The organism is Caldococcus noboribetus, from assembly GCF_055389385.1.
Genome location: NZ_AP042475.1, coordinates 1,493,712 through 1,517,127, shown reverse-complemented (window position 1 = coordinate 1,517,127; position 23,416 = coordinate 1,493,712). Strand labels below are relative to the sequence as shown.

Genomic DNA, 23,416 nt, shown 5'->3' with positions numbered 1-23,416 from the left:
CGCCCTCAAGCCCTGAGAGCGGACGACTCCCGGGGCCGCATGTAGCCAATACTTATATTTCTGTACTAAATAATAGGTATACCGGCCTGTCAGGGGTCAACGTTTTGAGCGACCTCAACAGCACGCGGAGTCAAGGCTATGGCAGGTGCCCCAGGTGCGGCCTGCCAATAGACAACATAATCATAGTTAAGAGGGGGAAGCGAAAGTACATAGTGGCGTACCACTCCTCCAGCACCACCGGCGGGAGGCCCAGGTACTGCTACCTGGGGCCGGCGGACCACTACGTCTACGTGGCGGGCATGTACGGGCTCAACCTCATGTCGCCCTTCTTCCAGGACTACTACTCCCTGGCCCTGTGGGCCCTCAGCATGCTTGACGAAAGCCAGAGGGAGGAGATCCTGAGGGAGCTGGGCAAGGGGGACGACAGGGCCAGGCGGGGCTGAGAGCAAACCCGAGGCTGCGGCGTTCATAGCTGGCCGCGAGGCCGCCACTGTTAGCCCTGCGCCAAATCACGATAAGATGATTAGGGCGAAGGCGCAGGGACAAAAGGCGCCCGATGAAGGGCAACCTAAAGCCTGAGGGGCGCAGGTTAATTTGACCCCGCCCGCCGACCTGTAGGATACGCATGGCCAGGCTGGCCCATAGCCAGGGAGCTGACGTCGTGCAGCGTGAGGTGGCCTCTCAGGGAGGTGAGCCTAGGGCCAGCTGAGGCTTAGCCTCGTGCCGGAGCGGGGGAGCGGCCTCGAGGAGCTCATGGAGAACGCCAGGAGGTCGGGCAGGCCGCTTTCAGTAGCCGAATGAAGGCGCAGGAGGGAGACCCCGTGCTGGAGGCGGAGCTGAGGCAGAAGGCCTGCGATTACCTCAGGAGGAGGGGCGCCGGCGTTGACGACCCTATAATAGTGGTCGAGGAGGGGAACGGCTACAGGGTCCTGGACGGCAACGGGAGGGCCCTCGCGATGCCCTTCCTGCAGCAGGGAACCTCATGGAAGCAGCTTAAGGTGAGGGCCTACGCGGGCCAGGGTCCAGTGCCCCGCAAGGACATGGTAGTCCCATGGGGCATAGCGCACCTCCTGGACGAGTACGCAAGCGCTCCTGACGCCTAAGGCCGGCCACAGCTAGGGGACAGGCCGAGCCGAGAGGTTGTGGCGCTCCCCTTGCCTTAACTCTAATAATGCCAGTATCACGGCATCGAAAATTGCCCGAGGGCCAGAGACCCTTTGGATCGCGGGGGTACGCACCCGAGGCCACGCTATTGAATGGCGCAGGCAAGTTGTCAAGGCGTTGCGCCTTTGACACTTTTAATTCCAAGCCACCTAGGGGGCTGAGAGGCTTGGCGGTGAGTTCTCAGTGAGGGTGCTCTTCGTTGCCCCTCATCCCGACGACGAGTGCGAGGCCGGAGGGCTGCTCTTAAGGCTTTTGGCCGAGGGGCACGAGGTTCACATAGTTTACATGACGGACGGCAGGCTTGGGTCCCCAAGGCCAGAGGAGAGGGGGGACGCCCTGGCGGCGAGGAGGAGGCAGGAGGCCCTCAGGGCCCTGGGCGTCTTGGGCATACCGCAGCCTAACGCGGCCTTCCTCAACTTCAGGGACGGCGAGCTGATAGGCCACGTTCATGAGGCGGCGGCCGCCCTAGCAGGCATTTTGACCTCCCTGAGGCCTGACCTGGTGGTCTCGCCTCACAGCTACGAGCTTCACCCTGACCACAGGGCCTCTGGGCTGGCCGTTGACGAGGCCATGAGGGCCTCTGGCGTAAGGGCAGAGGTCGCCTATTACATACTTTACAGGCCTCCTCCCCATGGGTTGAGGTCCCTCGTTTGTCGTCGCTTCCCCTCCCTCTGTAACCGCCTTCACCAATATCTCCAATACCTCCCCCGGCGCAGGCGACTTTCCCCTGGCTGGAGGCCCCCTGACCTAACCATCTTCTACGTTGACGTGAGCGACTTCAAGGCCAGGAAGATGGAGTGCATGAGGGCTCACGAGTCCCAGCTGAGGTACATGACGAAAAGTTACATAAAAGAGCACTTTGAGGTCGACTGTGAGGCCTACTACAGCAGGGGAGGGCCGCCGCAGCCCCTGCTCAGGCTTCAGGGAAAGTGCCCGGGGCCGACTAGGCCATCAGCCTCCTCCTAATTTAATGCCTCGCCACACAGAAGGACCAAAGCTGGCTACAACGCGGGCTTCACGTATGCTGCTATCTCATCCAAGTCTATGCTCTCCACGCCCTCAAGCCAGTTAGGCGTTGGGAGCCTCTCGAAGGCCTCAAGCGCCCTAAGCCTCAGCAGCCTCATCCACTCTGGCTCCCCCTTTACCTTCGAGACCTCCTCTACTAGGTCCCTTGAGACCTTCCCCCTCAGCTCCACCTCCTTAGGGTAAGGAACAGTCCTCGCCGCAGCGCCCTTGCCGGACAGCTCAAGGACGTCCTTGAGCTTGTCAGTCCTTTCAGGCCTTACGCCATCCCTCAAGGTATATCACCTACCGGGCGGGCTGACGTAAGGGTCAGGGATCACCTGAGGGCTTTACCTTACGCGCCTCAACCGGCTGTCGAGGCGCGTTTAAGGCCGCCTCCGCAGCTAGGCCACAGAGGGCCAGGCTCCCAGCTGTTAACATGACGTTCGCCGGTCTCTTTAACGCAGTTAAAGTTAATAAGTGGTGTATATGCTGATACCATACCTCCTTCACGTCCTGGGAAGGGGAGGCCTCCAGCCCAGCTCGCCTTTCCGCGCCTTAACGACCTCACTCACCTTACGTTCAGTCGTGGCAGGCGCAATTGAACGGCCCTCTGCCGGCGTTCTCCACAGGGTTTCACGCGTGGGTCATGGGTACCCTTTGAGGTAGACGGCGCTGGGGCCCGCGCTCCTCCTATCGCTCCCGCCGCCTTAGGCGCTGCCAGCGTAAGCGCAGGGGATCACCGCTTATTAAGAAGGGGGCAAGCCTAAAATGACATGAAGGGCCTCTATTAACGTAAAAGCTGTTCAGCCCAGGCTGCTATGGCCAAACTACACATCAAGCAGGAGGCATGCCGACACGTTCTATTCATTAAAAAAGCTAATAATAAGTTCTGAGACATATATTATTAGAAAAGGGGCTAAAATGAGCCTGCCCATGCTTCCTCTGGCAGTTGGCTTTTTCGGCCTAGGGACAGGGTACTACGTCTACGGCGGGTGGGAGGTAAGCGGCTACCCAGGGCCTAGCGAGTCATTAAATAAATCGATGGGGCAGTGGGGCATTTGGATGCCTGGCTTTATGCAGTTTTTCACTTCCGTAATACTGTGGACATACATAGCTATGTACCACGTGACCCCGCCTAACGCGCTGTACATGGCAGCGGTCGCCTTCACTGCTTATGGGGTGCACTGGTTCGCTTTAGGCCTGAGCAGGTATAATGGAGGGGACGCCAGGGTAGATGGCTACATGGCGGTCGCCTTCCTATGGATATCGATAATAGGCGCGCTGGTGTTCTTTGAGGCAAAGGACATACCTGTAGGCATACTGTTCACACTGCTGTCGTTGGTCTACATCTCAGACATACCGGCGAGCCTACTAGCGTCCAAGCAGTGGACTAGGATCAAGGGGTACTTCCACCTGATAACTGGGACGTGGCTGATGTACCTCACGCTTGCTGCTGTAGCTGACTTCGCCCTGGGCTGGAGCCTACCTTTATGACTCCGTGGAGCTGAAGAAGTATCCTTACCTTTTCTATCTAACTTTACTATTTACTATTAAGTTTTTGCGCGGCCCATGCGTGGCTGAGGCAAGAGGCCTCCTAGCATGGGCGCTACGCCCCCTTTCCAAGCAGCCTCCTTAAGTAGGCTAGCCTAGGGCCCTGTTTTGCCCCGAGGGACTGGGCGTCCAGAAGGGCGTGAAGCTCAAGCAGCCTGACCCTAAGCCTCCTGTAGGCCTTGGCCTCGCCGCGTAGCTCTGCTATCGCTATGCCCCTTGAGCCGACCCCAAGCAGCTCGATGAACCTGCGGTACCGCTCCCCCGTGCCCTCCAGCCTTAGCGACCTCAAGGGCCCGCGGGGAGGCCTTAGCTTAAGGTCGTCGGGCGAGTCCACGTCGACGAACTGCCTCCCCCCGCCCAGCTGGCCCGAGCCCAACAGGAGGGCGCCTTCAGCGCCCCTTATGAAGTCGGTCATCCTCACCCTGAGCCCGGCTGAGGCCTTAAGGCAGGCCAGCCTCGCCGCCTCCCTAAGGGCGTCAGCCCTCACGGAGAGCAGGTTGGCCGCGACGCGCGGGCCCCGCCGACCTGGCCCTAGGTGTCCACGACCTGCGCGACTAAGGTCGGCGCGGCCGAGGGCTAAGCCCCTGCACTTAATAATGGCTGGCGGAGTGAGCTAAATGAGGCGCAGGGACGGACGGTCGTCACCTTCCCGCGCCTGCACCTTACCTGGTCAGGCACGGCCGCCTTCCAGGCCATCGCCAGGCTGACGGTTTACTCTGACGACATTAAAGGTCACAGCCGCCTAAGTTAACAGTCCTCCTGAACTTGAAGGGCGACGCGTAAGGTAATGAAGGCGCCAACGCCTGCCAGCAGGGCGGCTTCGTGACGACCCTTCCCAGCGCGCCCCGCTGCAGGCTGCCTTAAGTGCCCGTCAGCCCGCCGCCCCCGGCGGCCGCCGGCCCGTTGACCTCATCGCGGAGGGAGAACGGGGCCTAAGCCTGCGACCTAAAGGACCTCCTGGCGGAACAGTTATTAAAGTATAGCTCCACGCCTAATTGGAGCGCCGTTGACGCAGCCCAACATAGTAATAGTGCTCTGCGACACGCTGAGGAGGGACGTGCTGGACCTCTACGGCGTCCCCATGTACTTCGGCCCCCATCCCTCGTCACTGCCCTGGCACTCTCCCGAAGTGTGAGACTTAACAAGACAAAGGCCCGGTCACTATAGGCCGCACTGTAAACCCTTAGGACCTCCCTAAGCCTCTGGAGGTCTGTAAATTCAGCCACGCCTTAAGGGGCGCGGGTCTCGAGCGAGGGGGGCCATTTTTAAGACCCTTATGCGAATGCATCGGGTAGAGCCTTGATTTCTTAGCACCGTCACGCTTGAGCGTTTTCATGGAACTTAACGTAGTATTAAGTTTTACAAAGCATTCCACGACTTAGCTCTCGTAAAAGTGCTCCCCAGTTCTTTAGACGGGATGTTAACTTTTCCCTGAAACTGCTGTAGTAATAGTATTTTGATATTACGCTGCTTTTTGAAGTACAAATCAAGAAACCCCTTGCCGTCGATATAATTGTGCATATAAAACCTCTTCGTTCTATAATATTTTTTGCTTTGAGAACGCTATCGAATCTATCGTAGTCACCAGTGACCATTATGATACCCCTTCCCGACAGTAATTTAGGCAGGAACTTAGCAAACATTACTTTATCGTTACCAAAAGAGTCTATCACTATGCAATCTACTTTACCAGCTAACAAACGTGCGTCCTCCAAGGTAGGCACTAACCTCACGTTATTGTAATTTCCGATGACATTAAGTAAATCCTGCTTGTTGTATTCGGATATTAAATATAGTGAACCCAGCTTATTGGCCGCGATGGCTTCCAAAACGGCCTTCGTGACAACGCCTCTAAATGGATTCGTTTCGATGCATACTGACGGTTTGGTAGCCCTAATCAAGCTATATATGAGGTTCACGGTCTCGAGCTCTGGAGTTACGGCGTCTGTACAACTCCAGGCCTGAGCATCAAGTATTTTGTCATCTACAGCTTGAGGTTTGAAGAGCATAGAAATTTCTGGCTGAACCAATATATTAGTGTCAAGCTTGTAACCGAATTCAGTTTTCCTTTCTGGCTTTACTTTCTTTTCCCAATATTCTAACCTTTTTTTCAATCCGTGAACTCTCAGCCATTCCTTGGATTCATAGTTTTTAATATAGTAATCGATCCTTCTTATCATCTCTTGATATGAATGGCCCAGGTTTCTTACTAAATAGTAGGGCGACCATGCAACGATATACCCTAGCTTTTTAATATCTTGCGAGAGCCTCTCGTCGTCAGGGAACAGGAAGTTTTTCGTAACTATTGTATGGATTCTTACCCCTTTGTCCCATACCTCTCTTCTTATAACGCTCGATGTCCCCACATTACCAGCTGCTTCATAAATTATCTCCCCTTCTTTATATAAAACCTCTTTGATGGGATGAACTTCCCAAACCTCTTCATCGCTAGGAACGGGGGAGAATAAAGAAAGCTGGCCGAGTCTATCAAAGACTTTAAAGAGCTTTAGCACTTTACTTGACCAGTGTGGCAGGTATTCTAGGTCGTTTTCGCTTATATGAAGAAGATAACCTCTAGCTCTAGACAGCCCTATGTTTATGGCTTCACCACCTATGTTCTTTTCTAATAATATTACTCTGCTAATTTCGTCTTTATATTTATTTACTAGCTCGTTAATTACATGTACAGAATCGTCCGTAGATCCGTTGTCGACAATTATCAACTCGTAGGGGATTTCGACGGTCTTAATGTAACTTTCGATAGTGATCCTTAATAGATCCGATCTGTTCCAGTTGAGTACAACAGTAGTTAGCAATGGAATCGTGCCGCTTTGGTTATTAATGACGAACTCCCTCACGACATCCCGCCCCATATATAATGTAGGGTTCCCCTTATCAGATTTATGCTAAGGTTTAGTGTCATGACGAGTGTGAGTTCCCGCCTGCGCGGCGATAGGATAGCAAAGCAGTAGTATAAGGCCGAACAGCTGTGAATGACCTTGACCCTAAAGCGATATCTTCAATTATTAACTTCATAATACACTTTATTTACAACCTTTTCACGATACATCATTATCAAGGATTATATAGTTTCATAATCAAGAAATAAAAATGCCTATGCCAATAGAGGCTTATAAAGAACACCTCTTTTAATTCTGATATTAATTTTAATATATCATGACGGCGATCTCTCCTTCCAAAAAAGGCCAACATTGAAGCATAAATCGAATCTAAGATGTTTGGCTCCATAATATAGCATATAACTTTTTTATTAGTACAAATTACGTGAGAAACTACATTAAATGGCAAATTTACTTTGTCTTCCAGCAAGACCGCTACTCCATTCTCACTAAGATGATTTGGTAGCTCTTCTATAAATCTTTGATGAATAGAATAGTTGGGATCGACTGCCTTTAATCTTCTCGAAGGTTCTACTCCTTTGTAGTCCGGTATTCTTGGAGGGTTCCCAATTATTAGATCGTACCTCTTCTTTTCAAGATTATTGAAAAGGTCTGAAACTACTGCTATAGCTTTGGTTTGGAGCGCATTATGCTCTATATTTAATTTTGCGAATGCTATAGCTTGAGGATTTATATCGACCAGTTCCACAGAATTACATAAATTCATCGACAAAAGCGTTAGGCCTGTAATACCGACACCTGAAAACATTTCTAAACAAGTATTAAATTTTTTATTAAATTTTTTATAATAGGAATAAATAAATTGGCATGAGCTGAACCTCCGCCATCTAATTCATCTGTATAAATTAAGTTAAGCCTTCGTAAAGTAAAATACTTTATTTGATTACGCACTACGACTCACCTTAGTATGTAAGTTAATAAGGGCTTAAAATGAGACAGTATTCTAATAGCGGATCCTTTATAATGATAGTAAGGGATAGGTACGCTCCGCCCAAAAGTTTTTTTAAAATTCAAATATTCCTATGTGCTTCTTATCTGAGTCTGACGTACTTTTGCCATTATAGCTCAAAGGCCATACCCCTTTCCTTAAGTATATCTATAGCGGTCGAGACTAGTAAGTACCCAGCACCAGATTTACGCCCTTCCTCACATACTGCTGCTGGATTGAAAAAGGCTACGTCACTAAAGTCGTCTAACAATATTGATAGTAAACCGTGAATTTTGCCATCTTTCTCCGCGATGATTAGTAGCGATAACCTTTTTTTGAGTAGATAATCAAAATAATTGTATAATTGGTGGTAACTATAAGGGGGTCTATTGTCGTGTACATAGGTGTAACAGCTATAGTACCATTCTTTTATCAATTCTGAATCATCGATTTGATTTAGGATCCTAACCTTAACTCCATTATTTCTGGCCCGTTTAAGCCACGTATGAATCCTATGCCTAGAATTCTTGCTGAGTTTTACTTTCTCATCTACTACAAGATCGATGAATTCCTCTTTGTCGAAGCTGTTACTATCATAGTTCTTTTCATATATATTTAGCGCTTCCTTGTTATTTACATAAAAATGTACAGTATTAGAATTCATTAAGCTGCCTTTGATTCTTGATGTTATCAAATAAAATTTATTGGCGTCATCTAAGCTGTGAGTTATCGCTGGGAAGAAAAAGGTAATATGTGTAACAAGTTTATGGTACGTATTCTTGGTTATCATCGAATATCCTATATCATCTATTTTCAGGATTTTACTCCACTCCATAAGAGGCTTCTCGCCAAAATGTGAAAGGGATTTAAATACGGATGTTTAACGAAAGCGTTTTTATAAACATCTAATAGTTCCTCTGCTATTTCTTCATTTACTGAAGTCTCAGTAAACTTATAGACCCCCAAGTTGCTTGCCAGCCCCAAAGTGATTATCTATAGCTATGTTTTTAAAGCTTGTGAAGCGCTCTGCGATTCGAGCTAACAAGACCCATAGATGCGGGGTGACTAAATGGCTACTGTCGTTGTTGCACCTCATCCTGACGACGAAACTATTTGCTGTGGCGGCCTAATAGCTAAAAAAAGGTCTGAAAACGAAGAGGTCTACGTAGTTTTCATGACCGATGGAAGGTATGGCCGCCCCCGCAATTACGCTTCTGGAACTTCTGTCGTAGATCTCATTAAAAAAAGAAAGGAAGAAGCGATAGAGGCCCTCAGTACTCTTGGGGTACCTCAAGAAAATGCGATATTTCTGGGGTTTGAGGACACTAGGCTCATCTTTTACGTAGACTATGCCGCTAAAGTCTTAAGAGACCTATTATATAGGCTTAACCCGAAAGAGATTTATTTCCCTTCATCCGTTGATATTCACAAAGATCATGAAGCTGCTAGTAAAGCCGTTATGAAGGCGATGAAAGGTTTTGGTAATAATATTAAAAGATACCAATATGTAGTTCATGAACCATGCTTTCGCATTGCGTTAACCAAACACCTAAGCGAACATTACTATAACTTAAACGTCCTTATCAAGTACCTAAAGTCAAAGTCGCTTGAGCGATACAAGGTGATCTTAGACATCAGGGCATTCAAGGAACAGAAGGTGCTTGCATTTCTAAAGTACGAAAGCCAGCTAAACGCCTATTTATTAGATAAGGTGTTAAATAGAAACGAGGAAATATTTTATTTAGCTAAATAATCAACTCGCCAATTATACTGTTCTCATAAAACAATTTTATGTAAATAAGCCTAACCAACCCTGAATGGAACATTGAAGGTCTCACCATAACATTACTTTTTTTAAGTTTGTGGCCAGCTTGGTTTAATGGTGTAGTGCCGTTGACGCAATCCAACATAGTAATAGTGCTCTGCGACACGCTGAGGAGGGACGTGCTGGACCTCTACGGGGGCCCGGTCTCGACGAGGCCCCTCCTTGAGGCCCTCGGCGGAAGCGCGGTGGCCTACGTGGGCTACTCGAACTCCTTCTGGACTTTACCGTCGCACTTCAGCCTCTTCACCGGCATGCCTGTTAGCAGGCACGGTGTTCACGAGTCGCCGGGCAGGAACTCAGTACTTGACATAATGGCGCTGGGCAGGGAGTACTCGGGTACCACGCTGGCCTGGGAGCTGAGGAAGAGGGGGTACGAGACTATAGGGATATCAAATAACGTACCGATGGTTTCTCATTTTAGTGGCCTAGATAGAGGTTTTAGGGTGTTCCTTCCTTACGACTTTGAATATCAATTAATGCCTGGTCTTAATCTAGGCGAGAGAGAAGTCTTTGCTGAGTTAAGCGAAAAGTACTCAGGCAATCTGTTTAAGGCTTTCCTAGGGGAGGTTTGGAATAAAGGAATTAAGTGGGCGTTAAGCTTAACTCAAAGCTACCTCAGGGAGCGTATGGTAGAGCTCCTTCTCTCGGGCTACATAAATGATAAGGGGGCAATAAATACAATATCATCGATTAATTTCCTGATCAAGACAGAGCCATCCTTCTTGTTCATCAACCTTATGGAGGCCCATGAGCCATACTATTTCAACGATCCTAACCCTATTTTATTACTAGTTAAAGGCCACCCAAAGATTAGTTGGAGCGTACGCAGGAAAATTAACAAGCTGTTAATGGGATATCACATGGCAGCCAGGATATGCGTTGAGGCCGCAGCCGAGATAGCTAGAGTTATTCATAAGAAGGGCCTACTATCTAGAACGCTCTTTATCTTCACCTCTGACCACGGCCAGGAGTTCATCGAGCACGGCGCCCTCGGCCACGACAGCGGCCACCTCTACGAGGAGAACGTGGGGATACCAATGATAGTCAAGCCGCCCGAGGGCCTCAAGTTGTCCCCAAGCGGCTGCTACGTCGGCCTCCACGAGCTTTACGGCCTTGCCCTGGCGGCTGCGTCGGGTGACAGGGAGTGGGCGCCCTCGTGCGGCCCAGGCCTCGCGGAGTCCTACGACGGGGTCATGCCCGACCCGGGCGCGGGCAAGGGGGTCAGGAGGGTCGCCGTGTTCGAGGGCGACAGGAAGGCGGTGCTCAGGCTGAACGACAGAGAAGTCGAGGAGGTCATAGTCGGCGGCAGGAGGCTCGACCCGAGGTCTGAGGGGGCGAGGAGGATCGCCGAGGCCCTAGCCGTCCCCGGCTGAGGAGTCCTTGGCGCAGTGGTACATGTCAACCTGGCCCAGGGCCCTGTGAAGCTTGCACCTGAAGCCCGCCGACCTGAGGAGCCCCAGGAGCTCCTCGTTGGGGACCTTGGTTATGTACGGGTGGAACTCGACTATGACGTGCTCGAACTCGGCCACGGAGTCGAGCTCGCCCTTAATAAGCCTGGCCTCGCAGCCCTCGCAGTCCACCTTGAGCAGGTAGGGGTCGCCGACCTCCTTCACGAGCTCAGCGAGCCTCACCGACGGCACCTCGCACTCGCCCTGGGCAGAGAGCGTCGAGAACCCCCCGCTGTCGTGAACTGGGAATCCGCAGGGAACCCTCACTGCCCCGTCTGACCCTACCGCCGCGTTGACCACCTTGACCCTGTCCTCCAGCTTGTTGAGGGCCACGTTCTCCTGGGCGCACCTGGCCACGTTGGGGAGGGGCTCCACGGCGACAACCTTGCTTGCTCCTCTGAGCGCGAAGTATATGGCCGAGTCCCCCACGTTAGCGCCTATGTCGACCACGCCCCTGCCCCTGATGTTGCTAATAACGTCCGCCACGTCGTACTGGAAGTCGCCAAAGACTTCATATATAGAGTAGGACGCACACGAGGCCTTGAACGTGGCGGAGACGCCGTGGCCCCTCAAAACTAGCGCCCCCTTCTCGCTTACCCCAACTTCATAGCCCCTGGACGCAAACGACGCAAACAAGCCCGCATAGTAGTTAAGTAACCCGAGTAACTTGAGTAACGATACTGCCCCTAGAGGGCTCTGGGCCTCCGAGGCCGCCGACTCAAGCGCGGCGTCAGCAACCCCCGGGCCAAAGGCCCTCCTGAGTTCCAGGTAGCCCCCTATGAGTGTCCTAAGCCCTTCTCTGTCCAGCTCCAGGGCTGTGCCGCCCGGCGTCACTACCCTGAACCCCCTGCTCCCCAGCGCGTAGTGCAGGAGCGTCAGCGCCCACCCCCTGTCCACCTCCCTTAAGTACATGACGGCCTCGGCGTACCTCCCGACCTTACCTAGGCGCTGAAGGGCCAACAACATCACTCAGCCCTAGACCTACTCTATGCATTTAAAAAGGCAGCGCGCTTATGAAGTCTGCTGCTGACAGCGGAACCTTAAATGACGTTATCGTTGCTGTATACGTAGACGTGAGTTCTTTGCTGTAAGGGGGCTTTTGTAGTCTCAAGGCGGTCTAAGGGCCTTATGATCCGGAGGCCCTCAAGGCGTTAATTGGCCGCCCTGACCTGAGAGCCCATCAGCGCTGGACTTAAGATGGGCTATCGGCAAACTGCCAGATGAGCGTTACCAAAGTTCGAGGGCCGCGATCTACTCGTTCAATGTAGGCGCAGGCTACCCGTTATATGCTAGTGTGCGCACAAGGCTCCGCCAGTCCCCCTAAGGCAGGGCAGCCTGGTAGGCCTCTGCGACATCCACGTTGATGACATACTTAGCATAGACACACAATCAAATAGCTCAGGCCCTTTTAACTGCGTAAAGGCTCCCTGAGCTCCCCTTCTTACTTCTGCCGAGTTCGGTGACTGTTACGGAGAACCCCAATGTCTCAAGCTTATGCTTTAGAGCCTCGTACCCATAGTGGTATTCTAAAAAGATCTGCTCAAACTGCTGGAGCTGGCCGCTGCACAGCAGGGCCTCGTACTCGCAGCCCTCGCAGTCCATCTCCAGCACCTGGAAGGGGCCATACTTTTCTATAAGGGAGTCGAGGGTGCAGAGGGGCACCTGCCTTGCTGATGCCGCACCGCTAGCCTCGCCCCTCCACGGGGCTATGGAGTCAGCACTATCGAACGTCTTATAGGTGTGGCTAAGCACCTGGAGGAAGCAACCTTTGGCGGAGACATAAGGCAATGATATGCTCCCGGGCCTTCCGCTCACCCCGCAGTTGAGCAGGAGCACCCTGTCAGCCAGGTCATTGGCCTCTATGTTGCGTTAGCCACCTCGAACGCCCAAGGCGACGGCTCTACTGCGACGACTCTCCTTGCGCCCCTGGCTACAAACGCCAGCGGCGAGTCACCCACGTAAGCGCCCACGACAAGCACGTCCTTGTTTGACACGTCTAGCCGCTCATATGTCTTGATGCTGTCATAGAAGGTCTGGATGTCGTGTGTCTTCAGGGAGTAGCTCCTACCCTGATATGAGAACCTCAGCGTGGCGTCAGCAAACTCGTCGTAGTCGTCCAGCAGCGTTATATAGCCTTGCCTTAGCAGCTCACCAAGGAGTGCGAGCTCGTTCCACTGCCCCGCTGAGAGGACGACCTTCCTCCCACCAAAGCTGGCTACAACGCGGTCCTCATCAAGTTGCACGTACTCGAAGCCTTGGAACAACAAACGCGCCACAGCCCCTATCTTGGTTCTATCCCCACAAATCCTTGCTCCTGCCCGCTCCGTGGCGCAGCCCCTTCTTAATGAGAACCCCGAGGATGACGAGCGGCCAGTCCCTGTAGGCCCTCCTGTAGACCTTTATAGCACTGATAGCTTCTGTCGCCCTCACTAATTGTGCCCTAATCATGCAGTCCCTCCGCTGGACTATTAGCCTTTTGCGATGCCTGCAACTTTGAGGATGAAACCTTCAGCCTGTAGGCCTCCTCGACCACCCTCCCCAGCCTCTCCCTGAACCTCTCGTACGAGAACTCGCCCGCCACCTCAACTGACCTCCTCGACAGCCTGAGCCAGAGCCCACCGTCCCCTAGCAGCCTCCTGACTATTGAGGCGGCCTCGTCCCTCGACTTCGGGCACGTACTAGCGCTGCCAGGGAGGCTGACGCTCTACAGGATCCACGCCGAGAACACGTCAGCGGTAGGCAGGCTCAGCGCAGAGCCTGCCTTTGCGAAGAGCTGCAACGTACTGTCGTGGTGGGCTCCTTCAAAAAGATCCTATCGTCCTTCGATGCCGTTTACTAGGACAAAGTAATAAGATTTATAAATGTCGAAGGTCTTGTACTCGTCATATATGAGATCATATATGAGATCGACCACCTTGAGAGCCCAGGACTTACAGGCCGATAGCATTTCGAAAATCTAGCACGTTCCTGCTGCAGAGCACGTCATTAGGTAACCGGTCATCCGTATGGTCTATCATACACGACTAATCAAACTCGTCTACAATCAAAAAAATAGTAAGTTAAGTTATATAAGAACTTTATATAATATGAGGTCTCGTCAGCAATATTTTAACTAAACTATCGTCAACACGATAAGGTTAACATTGAGGACAGCCGTCCATGTATACTTAAAACCCCAAGCGTTATGAGCTTGAAGGCACTTATTAAAGCTTATTTTATAGCGAGCACGCCATCTGTAGGCTTTAGGCTCTCCACTTAGTAATTTTGAAAGTCTATATATTTCACCCTGCCTAACCTCTTGAGGTAGGGTAATGAGCGATTGAAGATCGCTATATTTCATGGAAACTTCCTTATAGGCGCTGGAGGCGCAGAAGTTGCGGCGCTTAGAATGGCCAAGGCGCTAATAGAGTTAGGCCACGAAGTCGATCTGTATACGATTTTCTTTGACAAATCGGTATTTCAAAGGGCTTGCGAGAACGCAGGAGTTTGCCTGACGCCAAAGGTCCTTAGTATATCTAATTACGGTAGCTCGTTATTTAAGGTGCTTGCAGAAAAGCATCTGCTTAGCAGTATCTGGGAAATAGAAGAACATAACAGCTTTTTTAATGAATTAGCTCATAAAATAGCGGATTTATCCACAAAATATGATATAGTTATAAGCAAACAAAGTCCTTTTCCTATGATCATTCCTGCTGACATTATGTACTTTCACTATCCATCAACATTAGTGGGAATGCCTCTTCCTGATTTATACATACCGGACTCCGCGTTTCCATTTGTAAAGCTATACAAAAAGCTCATTAAAAGTATGGAGGTCAAGGCGTTTTACAAAGAACTAGCTGTTACCTCTTCTAGAAAAACATATAAAGTTGCTTGCAATTCTTCATGGACCAAAAAGGGCCTAATTGAGCTGAATTTACGGTTGCTAGGGCCCCTCTCAGATAGCCTGAGAGCTTATGTGATGGGCCTGCTGAGCAACGCGAGCGTGATCTACCCACCCATAGAATATGAGACCTACGCATCTATATACGATCCTAATGTTAAGAATGACTTGGTACTTACTGTTTCTAGGTATACGCCAAATAAAAATTTATGGTCAATAATATATGTGGCCTCTAGAGTGCCGAACGCTAATTTTGTAATAGCTGGCACTACGAGGACTGTAGGCTCTGATAAAGTCGTAGCCCGGCTAGAGTCGCTTATAGATGAGCTCAAAGTGAAGAACGTGACCTTGGAGAAGGACGTGCCTAGGAGGAGGCTAATCGAGCTCTACTCGGAGGCCAGCGTGTACCTGCACCCAATGCACCCCGAGCACTTCGGCATAGCTATTGCAGAGGGCGCGGCGGCGGGCGCCGTGCCGGTAGTCTACAGGGACGGGGGAGGGTGGACCGACATAGCGTCAAGGGTTGACCCGATGCTGGGCTACACCACAGTTGAGGAGGCCGCCTCAATACTCAGGAGGCTCTTGGGTGACCGCGACCTCTGGCTCAGGCTGTCGAGGAGGTCAGTTGAGGTGGCGAGCGAGTTCTCATGGAGCAGCTACAAGAAGAGGGTGAGTTCTCTCGTGAAGGAGGTTTACGAGCTCAAGTACGGCAGGAAACCCAGTTAGTTTCAATAAAGCCCTTTCGCTAAGTTATTAATCAGATAAATGCTATAATGACAATTTAGAATGATCAGGACAGTCTTTCAAAGTCAAATTAAGAGGGCTGCAGAGCCATGCGTAGTTTAGTTGCAAGGTATACTAACGGCACTTGCAGGACAAGCTGCCTTACTAGATGAGCGTCACTGAAGGCTTTTCTGGGGCCGAATAATAGGCGAGCCGCTGAAGCCTAGCAGTGTCTTTAAGCCCTCTATGGGCTTGTCCTATGCCAGTTTATTATCTTAAGGGGGCTGGTACTTGACTTCTCTTAGCCCTATACGCCTTCTCGCCCAGCTGGTGTATTGCAGTCCTGACTAGTGAGGCCACAAGAGTAACGTAGTCACCCCTTAAGAAGAGGGGGCTAGCCTAAGTGCTGCCCTGGCAGCGCTGCCGGTCCAGGAGATGTTTACCCCCATCCTTTTCAGCAAAACAAGGTCTTCCCTAAAGAAATACAATCTATCTTGGCGAGGGAAGAGGTGAGGATCCCAATTGACGGCATAGGCGTCAACATCCTTGGGCTTAATGCCCTCACTCATGAGATAGCGATATGCTGCCTTCAGGGCGTTTAAGGGCGGCTCCTCTATAGAGTGCTTATGTCTAGTGAACCTCTCCTCCTCAGCGGCGAAAACTAGCCTGCCATCCTGTATGACGGCAACTGTATGATCGTGCTCTACAGGCCAGTTGAAGCCTATAACTATCAAGGCCATCGCCTGTTATGTTTAGCTGTATCTTCATTTTAAACCTTTTGCTTTACATCATTCATCGAACCTTGGTATTGTGCCTGATTCTCGGGAAACTCAGGATCCATTATGGTATTCTGCAGCCAAATACTCTCAAGTCTGGAGGTATGCCTCACCGTTATCTGGCACGAACCTTCAGGAGCTGTGTCGTGAGGGTAACCGTATTTTCTAGGATCTAGTAGCAACGTGTATAGCTACTAAATATAATCACATTCTTCACATCATTAACGACTAGCCTAACGGTCTCTCACATGCTCTAGAAGTCAGTTAACATCACAATGCTAGAGTCATGATCTTTATAGCGCGCTGGACTTACAAAGAGCCTATGGAGGTATTAGTGACCTATGATGAGGGCTCAAGCGACGATGCTCAAGTGTGATCTTTAAGCTGAGAGCAAGTTTCATGAAAACTCAGGAGAGACCTACCATAAGGCTTAGGGTCGTAAGCCATGCATGCCACGCTGTCTAAGGCTGCCCCTAAGGACCCCACGTTGTTGTGTTCCTTCATTATAGTTCTAGCTAAGATAGCCTTATGTCTGTTATTGTGTTGCACCCGGAGTCATTATAGTTTTTTAACTTATAAATATAACATGTTACGTTTAACCAATTGTTGCGAAGGATTATCTTTGCTCACTGACAAAGTAAATATAGCTCTACTATAACTAAGGATTGGCTTCCGCGGCTATCTGACATACTAGCCATCTGTAAAGCTAATCGCCTATAGTAGTCTCATTTATAAGCTCCCTATGTTCCGTGCTCGCATTCTGCTGATCTATGGTATCTATGTTAAGTTAAAGGCCAAGAACTATTTTAGCCTTGTTGACGATTGTCCTTGAGATATGGCTCAACCTGGATCTAAGGATATGCCTAATAATTAGGGTGTAAATGTGCACGTCCCCGTGGTCTCTTCTATTGGCCACTATTTGAAGGTGTAACTTTGAGAAGTAGATCAGCCTTGCCGCAAGCTGCTCCAGCAGGAGCCTCTTAAGGTTCTCATTAAGCGATCCCTTTTCAATTAAATAGAAGGTCGTTAAAGTCCGTAACTCTAGCTCCAGATTGTAAAGAAGCTTTAGCTTCGTCTGGTCCATGAAAGCTCCGTAGGTCATGTTGTCAGGATGAACCCTATACAGCACATAGGCGCGTTGAATGTGCCTTGCGCGCAGCGCCTTAATGCCAGAAGGGCCAGGAGCCAGTTAGGGTGGGCATCTTCTAAGTACCTTGATGTTAGGGATGAGACCAACGAGTAGAGCGTCTTGGCGCAGACGGCGCTGAATACCATCGTATTAGCATCTATATAGTTCCCCTTGATGAGCTCCCTAATGTCATAGGGGTTCTCAGGCATTTGAACTAGCCCCCTGCCGAGCGACCTGCCCTCGGCGTCTATCAGAAGGGCCTTAGTGAAAGCGAAGCCGACGGATGGGTCACTGGAAAGCTCCTCAGCAACTGTCTCCAGGTAGTTCTCTGGCATGACATTATCATAATCTAAGAAGATGACGTAGTCAGTTGTAGAGAGCTTAAGACCTAGCAGAGTAGCCCTTAATAATGTCATGTGCGTGTGCCTCTCTAACCTAAACTTAATGTTGGGACGAACATGGCTGTTCTTGAACTCGTCGCTTAGCCTGTAGAGAACGCTCAGCGTGTCGTCGCTGGATCCCTCGTCATATAGCACGAGGAGCTCTACAGGGCCCTGGTAGGTCTGCCTGTACACGGAATGCACTGCCTGTTCGATGTACCTAGAGGCGTTGTAGGCCCTTACTACTATTGTGAACGACGGAAATTGAGATCTCACGGCCTAGCCCCTATCTGCAATTAAGATTAAGAGGATGTTAAAATATGATGCGAGGGAGTTATAGGCTTAGCACCAGGTTACTTGTGTTGTTGTAGTGATCTACATGCGTGTCCAGAACGCTAACAATACAACATCACGCGAGTCCAAGAACTTCTATCCTGAGCCATCTTTGACGTCAACCACCCTGTCCCACGCGAACCTCCTTGCGGTCTCCAGGCTGCCCTGAATCAGCCTGTCCCTCAGCCCCTGGTCTGTGAGGACCCTGTAGGCCGCGTCAGCCAGGCCCTTTACGTCCCCTGGGGGCACAACGATGGCGTTATGCCCGTCTACAGCGTAGTCCCTGGTTCCCTTGGCGTCGGTCATGACTACCGGCGCGCCGCACGCCATGGCCTCAAGGGGAGGGAGGCCGAAGCTCTCGGCGTAGGAGGTGTAGATGAACAGGTCCGCGCTGGAGTAGAGCCTGGCCAGCTCCTCGTCGCTTACGCCGCTGAACACCCTGTAGGGGAACCTCGGCGGGACCGCCCTGAGCAGGTCCGAGATGTAATTCTTATCTCCTACCAGGATGGCAGTTATTGGCAGCCTCGAGGCCAGCTCGTTAATTGCCCTGACGGCGACCTCAGCCCCCTTGAGCCTTAGAGGCCTTAGGATTGCCATAACCTTCGGCCCCCGGCCCTCGTCATAGGCACCCTTAGTTGGGTGAAACACGGAAAGGTCGACACCAACGTAGGAGACGTAAACCCTCGCTGAGGTGTTCCGCTGGGCCACCAGTTCCCTCGTGTAGCCCGAGTTCGCAATGAAAGTGAGTGGGAGCCTGAGGGTGGCGTCAAAGGCCCTTAGGCCGTACTCCCCGTCACCCTCGGCCACGAGCTCTGGGAAGTCCTGGAGGAAGTAAAGCTTCCTGGACCCCTCGCGGCCGCCGAAGTAGACGGAGAACGCCGTGGGGTACCAGGTCGCCACGTAGGCGTCGGAGTCTGGAAGGGCCTCGGCGAGGTGCCTCACCAAGTCTATGCGCAGGCCCCTCCTCTCTAACCACGCGCCCAGGTCTAACAGGCCGTAAGGGCTCATCCTGCCGTGCCTGAGCAGCCTGTAGAGCCTCGACAGCGAGCTCAGGCCCCTTAGGGCCCCCCTCACGGCTGACCCAACGCTCACGTAGGTGACAGGCGCCCTGACGTTAAACCACTCATGGGAGCCCCTAGGGCCACTACGCTTACCTCGTGGCCCCTTCCGGCGAGCCTGTTGGCGACCTCAAATATGGCTCTGGTGCCCCCTGCCAGCCCAGTGTGCCACATGGCGAAGACGACCTTCACGGCTCGCACCGCTGATAAGTAGATGGCTTACCTCTGTATATTATTCTTGATTTGACTACTGATTCAGGATTAGTCCGACGTTAGTGCGACAGCGCCGTAGCAAACGTGCCCCGCTGCGGCGTCTCTATCACGAGCTTAATGTCAAGCCTCTCCACGGCAGCGCCCAAGACGTTCTTCTGCAATATATTTAATAAGCCCTGCCGCGACTAGCGCTCACCATCGCTTCCTGAGTCGTGTTAAGAGCTCAAGACGAGCGTACTGACAACCAGGGGAGACGAAGGGCTCTCCTTAGGGCGGCATGGGGACAGCCATGCAGATAAATTTTAATTTGAAGAGTTCATGAAAAAGGCTTAAGAGAGTTGTGGGCCTATGATGCCATTCTTCATGGAACCTTCGGCAAATGCGCCTTAAGGGTTTTATGTCGCGAGCCCCCCAGCTGCGACGGACGTGAGCACGTTGAGGGTAATGGTGCTGGGCGGCGCCGGGTTCATAGGCTCGGCCTTCGTCAGGGAGCTTAACAGGAGGGGCTTCAGGCCCCTCGTCTTTGACCTCCTCACATACGCTGGCAGGCCCGAGAACCTCCAGGGGACAGAGCACGACTTCATTAGAGGCGACGTCAGGGGACCTGAACTTCATGAGGCCATTAAGTCCTACAGGCCCGACGTCGTAGTTAACTTCGCCGCAGAGACGCACGTGGACCGCTCTATCTACTCGCCGCAGGACTTCGTCACAACTAACGTGCTTGGCGTCGTAAACGCGCTGGAGGCCGCGAGGCGCCACGGCTTCAGGTACGTCCACATCTCAACTGATGAGGTCTACGGTGAGGAGTGCTCAGACGAGGGCTCCCCCCTCAACCCGTCGTCGCCGTACAGCGCGGCCAAGGCATCTGCGGACCACTTCGTCAAGGCCTACGTCAGGACCTACGGCGTTAAGGCCATAATAGTCAGGCCTTCAAACAACTACGGGCCCAGGCAGCACCCCGAGAAGCTGATACCCAAGGCCATAATAAGGACCCTGCTTGGCCTCCACGTGCCTGTCTACGGGGACGGCTCACAGGAGAGGGACTGGATCTACGTTGAGGACACCGCCAGGGTCATAGCTGACCTTCTTGACAGTGCCGAGTGGAGGGGTGAGGCCTACAACGTGCCCGGCAACCAGAGGGTGAAGAACATTGAGCTCCTCAGGCTCCTCGGCAAGGTAATGGGCAGGGAGGTTAAGGTCAGGTTCGTCTCTGACAGGCCAGGGCACGACAGGAGGTACTGCATGAGGAACACGAGGCTGAGCTACTCTGTGACCCCGCTCGAGGAGGGCCTTAGAAAGACCTACGAGTGGTACCTTAACAACAGGTGGTGGTGGGAGCCGCTCATAAAGGACAGGTTCTTCGCTGAGGACGAGCCGTGGAAGGCTATGGGCCAGTAGGCTCATTCAACCTCAACGGCGGAGTAGTCGCCAACCGAGAGCTTTACCCTGACAGTGTTAGAGTTCTGGCGCCCCCTCACCCTGGTGTACCTCCCCACGAGGCTGTCCTCAAGCTCCACGTCTGAGACCTCAGCGCCCTCAAGGAGCACGCTGTTCTGAACCCTTGACCTCCTCACAGCGGAGGCCCTGCCAACGCTCGTGTAGGGGCCCACGAAGGAGGACTCTATGATAGCTCCCTCAGCAATTGAGGCTGGCCCCCTCACGACGCTGTCCCTTATTACGGCGCCCCTTCCAACTTCCACCCTGCCCTCAACCCTTGAGTTTATCACCTGGGCCCCTGGGTCTATGGACCTCCTGGCCCTCTCGTCAAGCATCAGCTGGTTCGCCAGTATTATGTCGTCCTTCTTGCCCGTGTCAAGCCACCAGCCCTCATGGATTGCGTAGCCCACCTTGTACCCCCTCTGAATCATGAGCTGGAGTGCGTCGGTTATCTCAAGCTCGCCCCTGGCGCTCGGCTTAAGGGCCCTGATAACGTCGAAGACCTTGGGTGTCAGCAGGTAAACCCCTATCAGGGCCAGGTTGCTGGGCGGCTCCCTGGGCTTCTCGACTAGCCTGACGAGCTTCCCATCCTTTATCTCCGCGACCCCGAAGGCCCTGGGGTCCTCGACCTCCTTCAGGATGACCATGGCGTCGTAGTCCCCCTCCTCAAACATCTTAACATACCTTGATATGCCCCCCTGAAGCAGGTTGTCGCCAAGGTACACCACGAAGGGCTCGTTGCCCACGAACTCCTCAGCCAGGAGCACCGCGTGGGCTATTCCAAGGGCCCTGCCCTGGTATATGTAGGTTAGGTTGACGCCTAGCCATGAGCCGTCGCGGTAGTATGAGACCACAAGGTCAGGGAACGTCTCGCCGAGTATCAGGGCTATGTCCTTAACGCCGGCCGCGGCTAGGTCCTCGATGACGTACTGGCTCACGGGCTTGTTGGCCACTGGTATCAGCTGCTTGGGCCCACTGAAGGTGAGGGGCCTGAGCCTGGTCCCCTGGCCGCCGTGGAGGACGACACCCTTCACCTCTGGGCCCCCTCCGCAGCCATAGGGTAGAGGAGTCCCTGACTCAGGGCCTCCTTCAGCGTTGGCCACGATGCGTCCTTCTTAGACAGGACCGCGTCGTCCCTTATGGGCCACCTTATGCCGAGGTCCGGGTCGTCCCACCTTATGCCTGCCTCCGCCTGCGGGGCATAGACGTTGTCAACCGCGTAGAGCACCAGCGTGTCGTCCTCAAGTGACTGGAAGCCGTGGGCGAAGCCCCTCGGTACGTACAGGGCTTTCCCGTTCTCTGCTGAGAGCTCCACCATGGCCCACCTGCCGAAGGTCCTGGAGCCAGGCCTTATGTCAACGACCACGTCAACGACTCTTCCCCTGAGGACGGCCACGTACTTGGCCTGGGCATAGGGGTCCCTCTGGAAGTGGAGGCCTCTTACTACTCCCCTCCTGGAGAGCGACAGGTTGAGCTGAACCACGTTAAAGGCCACGCCCAGCTGAAGCAGCTCGGAGGGCCTGAAGAGCTCCGTGAAGTAGCCCCTCTCATCGGGGAAAGTAGCCCTCTCGACCACGACAACGTCGGGCAGCTCCGGCAGCCTGTAGGCCCTGAACGGCAAGGTAGTTTACCTAGTTGTCCACAGCCTTAGGGTTAAATAAATTTGATAAGGCCGAGCGACCTTGCCTCGTCAACCAGCAGGCTAATGCCGTGTTCAATACTGCTGAAGTTGGCGCTCACATAGGAGCTGGCCCTCCCAGAGTCAAGGCTTGAGTCTACAGGCCTCCTGGCCTTCCACGTGAACTCTGAAGACCTGGCAGGCCTCACGAGGTCCTTAGGGAGGCCGGCGGCCTCAGCTATCTTTAGCGCAAGCTCGTACCTGGAGGTCCTCTCGCCCGCCACGTGCAGCACCCCGGTCCTCCTCTGCTCTATCAGCTCAGCTATTGCAAGGGCCAGCTGCCTTGCATGTATAGGCGAGTACCAGGAGTCCTCTATGGCGTTGACCTGCTGGCCGGAGGCCAGCCTCTCTATCACGAACCTAGGGAAGTTTGACTTGTAGCCGCTGTAGACGCCTGACGTCCTGACCACGAGCGAGTAGTCGTAGGAGAGGGCGTGGGCCTCGCCGAGTAGCTTTGTTAGCCCGTAGTAGTTTACCGGATTGGGCAGGTCTTCCTCCCTGTACATGCCCTTCTCGCCGTCGAAGACATAGTCCGTTGAGACGTGAACTAGGTACGCCTTGACTACCGAGGAGGCCCTGGCGATGTGTCTAACAGCCTCAGCGTTCACTGCATAGCACCGGGCCCTGTCCACCTCGCAGCCGTCCACGTCGGTCATAGCCGCGCAGTTGACCACGACGTCTGGCCTGAGCTTTATTATCAGGTCCTCGAGCCTCAGGTAGTCCGTCACGTCCAGCTTCGCGTCGGAGAGGGCCCTGGAGTTGTACGTGCCAACCACCTCAAAGCCCCTCTGCCTCAGGACAGTGTACAGCGCCTGGCCTAGCTGGCCTGAGGCGCCTAAGATGATCGCCCTCATTAGAGGCCTCGCCTCAACGACAGGTGCGCTAAGGGAAAATAAGTGCTCTGGCTTCGGCGCGGTGCAGCTCTCGCTGAAGGGGTGGCAACTTTCCTGAACGCTTTTAAGCC

At 52.7% G+C, this 23,416-nt stretch carries 27 protein-coding genes; 9 read left to right on the top strand and 18 right to left on the bottom strand.

Features of this window, described 5'->3' with window-relative positions; genetic code table 11:
- Positions 1-104 precede the first annotated feature (104 nt).
- The 3 genes from ACZ5GQ_RS08080 (at position 105) to ACZ5GQ_RS08070 (ending at position 2,130) form a co-directional block, all read left to right on the top strand.
- Positions 105-443 carry a helix-turn-helix domain-containing protein gene (locus ACZ5GQ_RS08080; RefSeq protein ID WP_498856629.1) on the top strand — a complete coding sequence of 113 codons (339 nt, stop codon included), beginning with the start codon at positions 105-107 and terminating at the stop codon, positions 441-443.
- Positions 444-797: 354 nt separating this feature from the next.
- Complete coding sequence (locus tag ACZ5GQ_RS08075; protein ID WP_498856628.1) at positions 798-1,103, top strand: hypothetical protein; 306 nt, start codon at positions 798-800, stop codon at positions 1,101-1,103.
- Between the two features lie 244 nt (positions 1,104-1,347).
- Positions 1,348-2,130, top strand: coding sequence for a PIG-L deacetylase family protein (locus ACZ5GQ_RS08070; RefSeq protein ID WP_498856627.1), 783 nt, complete (start codon positions 1,348-1,350; stop codon positions 2,128-2,130).
- A gap of 35 nt (positions 2,131-2,165) precedes the next feature.
- Here ACZ5GQ_RS08070 and ACZ5GQ_RS08065 read toward each other — a convergent pair whose 3' ends face one another.
- Positions 2,166-2,462 carry a hypothetical protein gene (locus tag ACZ5GQ_RS08065; protein ID WP_498856626.1) on the bottom strand — a complete coding sequence of 99 codons (297 nt, stop codon included), beginning with the start codon at positions 2,460-2,462 and terminating at the stop codon, positions 2,166-2,168.
- Between the two features lie 628 nt (positions 2,463-3,090).
- Here ACZ5GQ_RS08065 and ACZ5GQ_RS08060 point away from each other — a divergent pair.
- Positions 3,091-3,663 carry a hypothetical protein gene (locus ACZ5GQ_RS08060; protein WP_498856625.1) on the top strand — a complete coding sequence of 191 codons (573 nt, stop codon included), beginning with the start codon at positions 3,091-3,093 and terminating at the stop codon, positions 3,661-3,663.
- Between the two features lie 112 nt (positions 3,664-3,775).
- Here ACZ5GQ_RS08060 and ACZ5GQ_RS08055 read toward each other — a convergent pair whose 3' ends face one another.
- A complete protein-coding gene (locus tag ACZ5GQ_RS08055) occupies positions 3,776-4,207 on the bottom strand; it encodes a hypothetical protein (protein ID WP_498856624.1) in 432 nt (143 codons plus the stop codon).
- Between the two features lie 519 nt (positions 4,208-4,726).
- Here ACZ5GQ_RS08055 and ACZ5GQ_RS08050 point away from each other — a divergent pair.
- Positions 4,727-4,855, top strand: coding sequence for a hypothetical protein (locus ACZ5GQ_RS08050; RefSeq protein WP_498856623.1), 129 nt, complete (start codon positions 4,727-4,729; stop codon positions 4,853-4,855).
- A 217-nt stretch (positions 4,856-5,072) separates the two neighbouring features.
- Here ACZ5GQ_RS08050 and ACZ5GQ_RS08045 read toward each other — a convergent pair whose 3' ends face one another.
- The 3 genes from ACZ5GQ_RS08045 to ACZ5GQ_RS08035 all read right to left on the bottom strand — a co-directional run bounded on the left by ACZ5GQ_RS08045 (position 5,073) and on the right by ACZ5GQ_RS08035 (position 8,404).
- On the bottom strand, positions 5,073-6,578 hold the full coding sequence (locus tag ACZ5GQ_RS08045; protein WP_498856622.1) for a glycosyltransferase family 2 protein: 1,506 nt from the start codon (positions 6,576-6,578) through the stop codon (positions 5,073-5,075).
- 217 nt (positions 6,579-6,795) lie between these two features.
- Complete coding sequence (locus tag ACZ5GQ_RS08040; protein WP_498857405.1) at positions 6,796-7,440, bottom strand: methyltransferase; 645 nt, start codon at positions 7,438-7,440, stop codon at positions 6,796-6,798.
- Positions 7,441-7,699: 259 nt separating this feature from the next.
- Positions 7,700-8,404, bottom strand: a complete 705-nt coding sequence (locus ACZ5GQ_RS08035) for a GNAT family N-acetyltransferase (RefSeq protein ID WP_498856621.1) — start codon at positions 8,402-8,404, stop codon at positions 7,700-7,702.
- A gap of 234 nt (positions 8,405-8,638) precedes the next feature.
- On the opposite strand from ACZ5GQ_RS08035, the gene ACZ5GQ_RS08030 reads away from it, so the two are divergent.
- Together ACZ5GQ_RS08030 and ACZ5GQ_RS08025 are read left to right on the top strand one after the other, a co-directional pair.
- Complete coding sequence (locus ACZ5GQ_RS08030; RefSeq protein ID WP_498856620.1) at positions 8,639-9,322, top strand: PIG-L deacetylase family protein; 684 nt, start codon at positions 8,639-8,641, stop codon at positions 9,320-9,322.
- Positions 9,323-9,456: 134 nt separating this feature from the next.
- The gene (locus tag ACZ5GQ_RS08025) at positions 9,457-10,767 is read left to right on the top strand and encodes a sulfatase-like hydrolase/transferase (protein ID WP_498856619.1); all 1,311 of its coding nucleotides are present in this window, start codon (positions 9,457-9,459) and stop codon (positions 10,765-10,767) included.
- Here ACZ5GQ_RS08025 and ACZ5GQ_RS08020 read toward each other — a convergent pair.
- From ACZ5GQ_RS08020 to ACZ5GQ_RS08000, 5 genes are all read right to left on the bottom strand, one after another.
- Entirely contained in the window at positions 10,750-11,802 is a 1,053-nt protein-coding gene (locus ACZ5GQ_RS08020) for an FkbM family methyltransferase (protein ID WP_498856618.1), read from the bottom strand. The genes ACZ5GQ_RS08025 and ACZ5GQ_RS08020 overlap by 18 nt on opposite strands.
- A 438-nt stretch (positions 11,803-12,240) precedes the next feature.
- A complete protein-coding gene (locus ACZ5GQ_RS08015; protein ID WP_498856617.1) occupies positions 12,241-12,657 on the bottom strand; it encodes an FkbM family methyltransferase in 417 nt (138 codons plus the stop codon).
- A gap of 44 nt (positions 12,658-12,701) precedes the next feature.
- The gene (locus tag ACZ5GQ_RS08010) at positions 12,702-13,109 is read right to left on the bottom strand and encodes a class I SAM-dependent methyltransferase (RefSeq protein ID WP_498856616.1); all 408 of its coding nucleotides are present in this window, start codon (positions 13,107-13,109) and stop codon (positions 12,702-12,704) included.
- A gap of 25 nt (positions 13,110-13,134) precedes the next feature.
- The gene (locus ACZ5GQ_RS08005; RefSeq protein WP_498856615.1) at positions 13,135-13,272 is read right to left on the bottom strand and encodes a hypothetical protein; all 138 of its coding nucleotides are present in this window, start codon (positions 13,270-13,272) and stop codon (positions 13,135-13,137) included.
- Between the two features lie 10 nt (positions 13,273-13,282).
- Positions 13,283-13,423 (bottom strand): hypothetical protein, encoded by a 141-nt coding sequence (locus ACZ5GQ_RS08000; protein ID WP_498856614.1) that lies wholly within the window; start codon positions 13,421-13,423, stop codon positions 13,283-13,285.
- 1,380 nt (positions 13,424-14,803) lie between these two features.
- Here ACZ5GQ_RS08000 and ACZ5GQ_RS07995 point away from each other — a divergent pair.
- Positions 14,804-15,451 carry a glycosyltransferase gene (locus ACZ5GQ_RS07995; protein ID WP_498856613.1) on the top strand — a complete coding sequence of 216 codons (648 nt, stop codon included), beginning with the start codon at positions 14,804-14,806 and terminating at the stop codon, positions 15,449-15,451.
- Between the two features lie 377 nt (positions 15,452-15,828).
- Here the strand turns inward: ACZ5GQ_RS07995 and ACZ5GQ_RS07990 are convergent, their stop codons facing one another.
- From ACZ5GQ_RS07990 to ACZ5GQ_RS07970, 5 genes are all read right to left on the bottom strand, one after another.
- Positions 15,829-16,182 (bottom strand): carbamoyltransferase N-terminal domain-containing protein, encoded by a 354-nt coding sequence (locus ACZ5GQ_RS07990; RefSeq protein WP_498856612.1) that lies wholly within the window; start codon positions 16,180-16,182, stop codon positions 15,829-15,831.
- Between the two features lie 829 nt (positions 16,183-17,011).
- The gene (locus ACZ5GQ_RS07985) at positions 17,012-17,308 is read right to left on the bottom strand and encodes a hypothetical protein (protein WP_498856611.1); all 297 of its coding nucleotides are present in this window, start codon (positions 17,306-17,308) and stop codon (positions 17,012-17,014) included.
- 14 nt (positions 17,309-17,322) lie between these two features.
- Positions 17,323-18,009, bottom strand: coding sequence for a glycosyltransferase family A protein (locus tag ACZ5GQ_RS07980; RefSeq protein WP_498856610.1), 687 nt, complete (start codon positions 18,007-18,009; stop codon positions 17,323-17,325).
- A 153-nt stretch (positions 18,010-18,162) separates the two neighbouring features.
- Positions 18,163-19,158: a glycosyltransferase family 4 protein gene (locus tag ACZ5GQ_RS07975; RefSeq protein ID WP_498856609.1), complete on the bottom strand. Its 996-nt coding sequence runs from the start codon at positions 19,156-19,158 to the stop codon at positions 18,163-18,165.
- The gene (locus ACZ5GQ_RS07970; protein WP_498856608.1) at positions 19,155-19,316 is read right to left on the bottom strand and encodes a hypothetical protein; all 162 of its coding nucleotides are present in this window, start codon (positions 19,314-19,316) and stop codon (positions 19,155-19,157) included. The genes ACZ5GQ_RS07975 and ACZ5GQ_RS07970 overlap by 4 nt, the downstream gene beginning before the upstream one ends.
- 456 nt (positions 19,317-19,772) lie before the next feature.
- On the opposite strand from ACZ5GQ_RS07970, the gene ACZ5GQ_RS07965 reads away from it, so the two are divergent.
- Positions 19,773-20,735, top strand: a complete 963-nt coding sequence (locus ACZ5GQ_RS07965; RefSeq protein ID WP_498857404.1) for a dTDP-glucose 4,6-dehydratase — start codon at positions 19,773-19,775, stop codon at positions 20,733-20,735.
- Positions 20,736-20,737: 2 nt separating this feature from the next.
- On the opposite strand, the gene ACZ5GQ_RS07960 is transcribed toward ACZ5GQ_RS07965, so the two are convergent.
- The 3 genes from ACZ5GQ_RS07960 to rfbD are packed head-to-tail and all read right to left on the bottom strand — an operon-like array spanning position 20,738 to position 23,306.
- Complete coding sequence (locus ACZ5GQ_RS07960; RefSeq protein WP_498856607.1) at positions 20,738-21,808, bottom strand: glucose-1-phosphate thymidylyltransferase; 1,071 nt, start codon at positions 21,806-21,808, stop codon at positions 20,738-20,740.
- Positions 21,805-22,395, bottom strand: coding sequence for a dTDP-4-dehydrorhamnose 3,5-epimerase family protein (rfbC, locus tag ACZ5GQ_RS07955; protein WP_498856606.1), 591 nt, complete (start codon positions 22,393-22,395; stop codon positions 21,805-21,807). Before rfbC ends, ACZ5GQ_RS07960 begins: the two co-directional genes overlap by 4 nt.
- A gap of 32 nt (positions 22,396-22,427) precedes the next feature.
- Entirely contained in the window at positions 22,428-23,306 is an 879-nt protein-coding gene (gene rfbD / locus ACZ5GQ_RS07950) for an SDR family oxidoreductase (protein ID WP_498856605.1), read from the bottom strand.
- Between the last annotated feature and the right edge of the window lie 110 nt (positions 23,307-23,416).